The sequence below is a fragment of the Microcoleus sp. PH2017_05_CCC_O_A genome (assembly GCF_020738785.1).
In the GTDB taxonomy this organism is placed as follows: Bacteria; Cyanobacteriota; Cyanobacteriia; order Cyanobacteriales; family Microcoleaceae; genus Microcoleus.
Genome location: NZ_JAEQCB010000260.1, coordinates 1 through 4102 on the forward strand (window position 1 = coordinate 1; position 4102 = coordinate 4102).

The window sequence follows — 4102 nt, forward strand, 5'->3', positions numbered from 1 at the left end:
AAAAGCCTCAAATGATTGCAGAGCAATTATTTGAGGTTTTGAGAATTCTGAATTCTTTTGAAATTAAATCCGATCGAATATCTGCGGAATGTGGGTTAAAGGTTCTTAGCTTATATTAGGAAATAGGTCTGAAGCGCAACTACGTACCTAAATTGTATGACGACAATAAAACCGCCCATATAGCCTAAATATAATATCCTATGGCTAAATTACCATGATAAACCCATCTGATGATTGCGAGCATTCTCTGCGGATATGATTTAATAATAAACCCGTTTTCAGATGAGCCGAAAACGGGATATTTAAATAGGTTGAAACTTGAGAGGAATGACAATCAAACAAAATTAATCGCCATCCCGAGAATGGCAGCTATCTCTCCTTCTGACCGTCCCTGCTACCAAAATTTTTATTGTCATCCTTCGGCTTAGCAACACCATCAGGTTGTTTTTTTGGCTTTTTGACTTCTTTGTTGCTTTTTCTTTCTTTTGACATAATCATTCCTCAATTTTGACTCAAAAAACATCGATAGAAACCTCTGCCTAACTGCAAGTAAAAGGAGTTGCCCGACAGACAGGTGCGATATCGTGTTCGGTCAATTAGCCTTAATAGAATAAGTTTGTAGTCAGGACTTAATTCTTCAGCATTTTCTGAGGACTTAACCCACTACAAACTTATTTTACAGTGTTTTCAGCGGACACGAGTTTACTTGCTGTTAGTATCGTATCATCTTTGGTAGATTATAAACTATGTTTTGCACTCCTAGCATCTACTCTTAGGCATATCCATAAATTCCTCATGTGTAGAATGTCGGAAATTACTTTATTTCCTAGAGTTTGTAGCATCAACGTTCCACTCACCCGATTAATTTCGCGACTCGCAAAGCAGAGGTAATCGCTCCTTCGTGCAAGCCATCTCCCAAATAAGCTCCCGCATGATAGGTATGATTCTCGCCATTAGTCTCGATAATTTCATCTCGATATCGGAAAGACTCCACTGTATATAATGGTGTGTGATGTTTCTGAATGTGAATAATTTGCTCTTTTGCAATCAATTCATCCAGATGAAAAGCTAAACTGTACTCTCGCGGCGATGTGATGCCGCAAAGCTGATTCAAGCTTGCATTGTAGCCCCATCCCTTGTCCGTCTCGAAAAAATCGAATTCCGATAACTTGCGAATACCGTAGCGATCGTACATCGAAGTATCCGAATGCAGCACAGTCGTGGCATAATTGGGTTTCCAGGCCGCAAACCGCTTCGTTTCCGCCTCCGTCGGGTCAGCCAACAGCCTCATCACTTGGTCTGGCGGCATCGCAAACACCACCTTATCAAATTCCTGAGTCTCCCCATTTGCCAGCACAATTTTTACAGCACCAGCACTTCTGAAAATCTTAGCAATCTCCACATTCAGCAGGATATCACCCTTATACCGCTCCAGAATCTTTTCAATGTAAGAATAGACCCCCCCTTTAATCCTCACCCAATTCACCGAAGCATATTCGCGCAGCACCGGCATCGCCAATTCCGCTGGAAAATCGTCGAGCAATTCAAACGGTATCGAGTAGCTGTACATCGTCAGCAACTTCAGCCAATCATTGCGGACGCACGACTTTTTTAAACTATGAGAAAGTGGCATATCGTAGAAATCGTGCTGTTTGGCAAACCGCATTTTTAGCAGAAATCCAGCCGAACGAGCATAGAGACTGTCGAGTTGCAAATACTCAATCAAGCGTTGCATTCCCGTAAAATTTTTTTGAATAGCAACCGCTGACAAAAAGTGACCGCCATCTTTAAAAAATAGCGATGAACCAATCTGCACGGGTTCTAATTCAACGCCTAGCTCCTGCATTAAAGCCGCGAAATTGTAAAACACAGTGGGAAATTCTAGCACCCCATTTTCTAATATTTCATTGCACTCAGATTGATTGGGCAAAACATTTTTATTGAGCGTCCGAATGTGTCCGCCTAAAATCGGCTGACTTTCCAACACAGTGACGTGGTGTCCCTGTTTGTTGAGCCAGTAGGCTGTAGCCATACCACTAGCTCCGCCCCCAACAATTGCAATTCTCATGGTTCTCTCCTAAATTGATAGAGTGGAACATTAATCATCGAATGCTTAAGAGCTTAAAAAAAGAAGGTATGTAGTTGCGCTTCAGCGCTCTTTATAAATATTAGGAAAGAGCGCTGAAGCGCAACTACGTACCTAATTCGTCTGACGACAATAAACCGCCCTACCTAACTCCTCTTAATAAGGGGGGGGCTAGAAGCTGTTTCTAGTTTTCTGGCTGGTTGGATGTAATGCCCTTTTTATTTCTTAGTCTGCGGAGGTAGACTTCGTTTCACAACTAGCGATTTCCATCGCCGAGTAACGAATTTCTCTTAGCCTAAAATCGCATCGCCGGACAAACGTTGATAAAGCAGCGCCCCCGTCCAAAATGTCGGTGCAAAGCCTGGATAGCCCGAGGATGCGTTGCAGAAATAGAAATTGTTGAGGGATGTTTCGTGATTTAGCCGATCGACTCCCATGTTTTTCGGCGTCAGGGTAGAACCGTAGGAATTGCCGTTGGGACACCAGCAAAAGCGCTCGTTAGTGGTAGGACTTCCGGTAATATGAAAAATCATGTGTTTGCGGAAATCGGGAACATAGTGTTTTTCAACTACGTCTAAAATTGAGTCGAGAATCTCTTGTTTTTTCTGCCTGTAAGCTTTGCGGTCGGTCTCCCAAAGTTGTTTAAAATAACTGTAGTTAGCCACAGTCAGAAATTCTACAATTTGACAACCTTCGGGACAATCGGGCCGCGCTTCGGTGAGTAAAGTCGGCGTTGTAATCGCAAAACTCGGACGAGAAAAATCATTTTTGTCATACATTTGAGCAAAAGCTTCATTCAGATCCAAATGTTCGGAATGAAACGTATTCCACTTGCCAAATCCGTAGTCTCGCAGGTCGATATCTTTGACAACGCAGTACACCATGTAGTTGGATGCAGAATACTCATAATCAAGTTTCCGCCGCACTGTTTTTGAGAACAGTTCCTGACCAATCATCTTGGCTGCTCTTTTGGGGTCGAGGTTGCAAATCACCGTGTCGCCCGTGAATTCATGGGTTTGATGCGTTGTCAAATCCATCGCTTCAACTCCCGTGACAGTTCTATCTGTCAGCCGGAAATTCGTGACTTCATGGTTTAGTAAAACTTTCCCGCCGTTGGATTCAATGACTTTAACTAAAGAATTGATGACATCTTCAAAATGCTGCGTCGGATAAAATGCACCTTCTTGATAGCCTCGAAACAAAGCAATCCAAGCATAGAAAGACAACTGGTTAGGAGGTAGCAAAAAGTCCGGCCATTGCAGGGCTAATAAAGTTTGGGCGCCTTGGGGGAGTTGGAATTTATCAAAAACATCCTGAAGCGTGCTATTGAGGTGTTGGACGGCGCAGAATACGTCACCGAAATTTTTGAGCAATTCAATTGGTTTGACGGGAGGAGCGAGTTTTCTGAGTCCTTCGCCAGTTTTTTCGACTTCGTTGACGAATTTGCGAATTCTCTCGCCCGCTTCGGGAAACAGCGCCGACAATCGCCGGATCAATTCCTCTGCTTCCGAGGGAATATCGAGGGCGTACCCAGGCATTCTCATGTGGTCGAAGCCATTCGGATCGTAGCGCTCAAAGGTGACATCGCGATCGAGATTGAGTTTTTTGAGGACTCGATCGACTGTATGTCCTTCGCCGCAGTCCCAAACGTAGTGGAATTGGGCATTAAACGTGTATTTTTTGGCCATTGTAAAGGTGTGGCCAAAGCCTCCGGGATGCTCGTGAGCTTCCAGGATGTGCACGATTTTGCCGGAGTTGGCCATCAAGGCTCCAAAAACCAATGCTGATAAACCACTACCGACGATGAGGTAATCTGTTTTCATGGGATATTTCCTCGATCGATTGAATCGGGCGATCGTTCTATTTTTAGGCTAACGCTCAATTCTGAGGAAATTCTGAAGATGATTTCTTATAGCCCCCCGGCGATTGGAAATCGCGGCTACACAAACGATGTCCACCTCCGTGGACGAAGAAGGTATTCGGAGATGGAAAATTATCAAATAAAATCTTTAACCC

3 protein-coding genes are annotated in these 4102 nt (G+C 43.8%); all 3 read right to left on the reverse strand.

Going from position 1 to position 4102, the window contains the following annotated elements; all coding sequences use genetic code 11:
* Positions 1 to 369: 369 nt before the first annotated feature.
* The 3 genes from JGK20_RS33225 to JGK20_RS33235 all read right to left on the reverse strand — a co-directional run bounded on the left by JGK20_RS33225 (position 370) and on the right by JGK20_RS33235 (position 3909).
* Positions 370 to 492 (reverse strand): hypothetical protein, encoded by a 123-nt coding sequence (locus tag JGK20_RS33225; RefSeq protein WP_293157680.1) that lies wholly within the window; start codon positions 490 to 492, stop codon positions 370 to 372.
* A 361-nt stretch (positions 493 to 853) separates the two neighbouring features.
* On the reverse strand, positions 854 to 2068 hold the full coding sequence (locus JGK20_RS33230) for an FAD-dependent oxidoreductase (RefSeq protein WP_293185685.1): 1215 nt from the start codon (positions 2066 to 2068) through the stop codon (positions 854 to 856).
* A gap of 308 nt (positions 2069 to 2376) precedes the next feature.
* Positions 2377 to 3909 carry an NAD(P)/FAD-dependent oxidoreductase gene (locus JGK20_RS33235; RefSeq protein WP_293193313.1) on the reverse strand — a complete coding sequence of 511 codons (1533 nt, stop codon included), beginning with the start codon at positions 3907 to 3909 and terminating at the stop codon, positions 2377 to 2379.
* Positions 3910 to 4102: the final 193 nt, after the last annotated feature.

Excerpts from the sequence above, each read along its gene's own strand:
- JGK20_RS33225 (WP_293157680.1), bottom strand. The coding sequence starts at position 492 with ATGTCAAAAGAAAGAAAAAGCAACAAAGAAGTCAAAAAGCCAAAAAAA.
- JGK20_RS33230 (WP_293185685.1), bottom strand. The coding sequence starts at position 2,068 with ATGAGAATTGCAATTGTTGGGGGCGGAGCTAGTGGTATGGCTACAGCC.
- JGK20_RS33235 (WP_293193313.1), bottom strand. The coding sequence starts at position 3,909 with ATGAAAACAGATTACCTCATCGTCGGTAGTGGTTTATCAGCATTGGTT.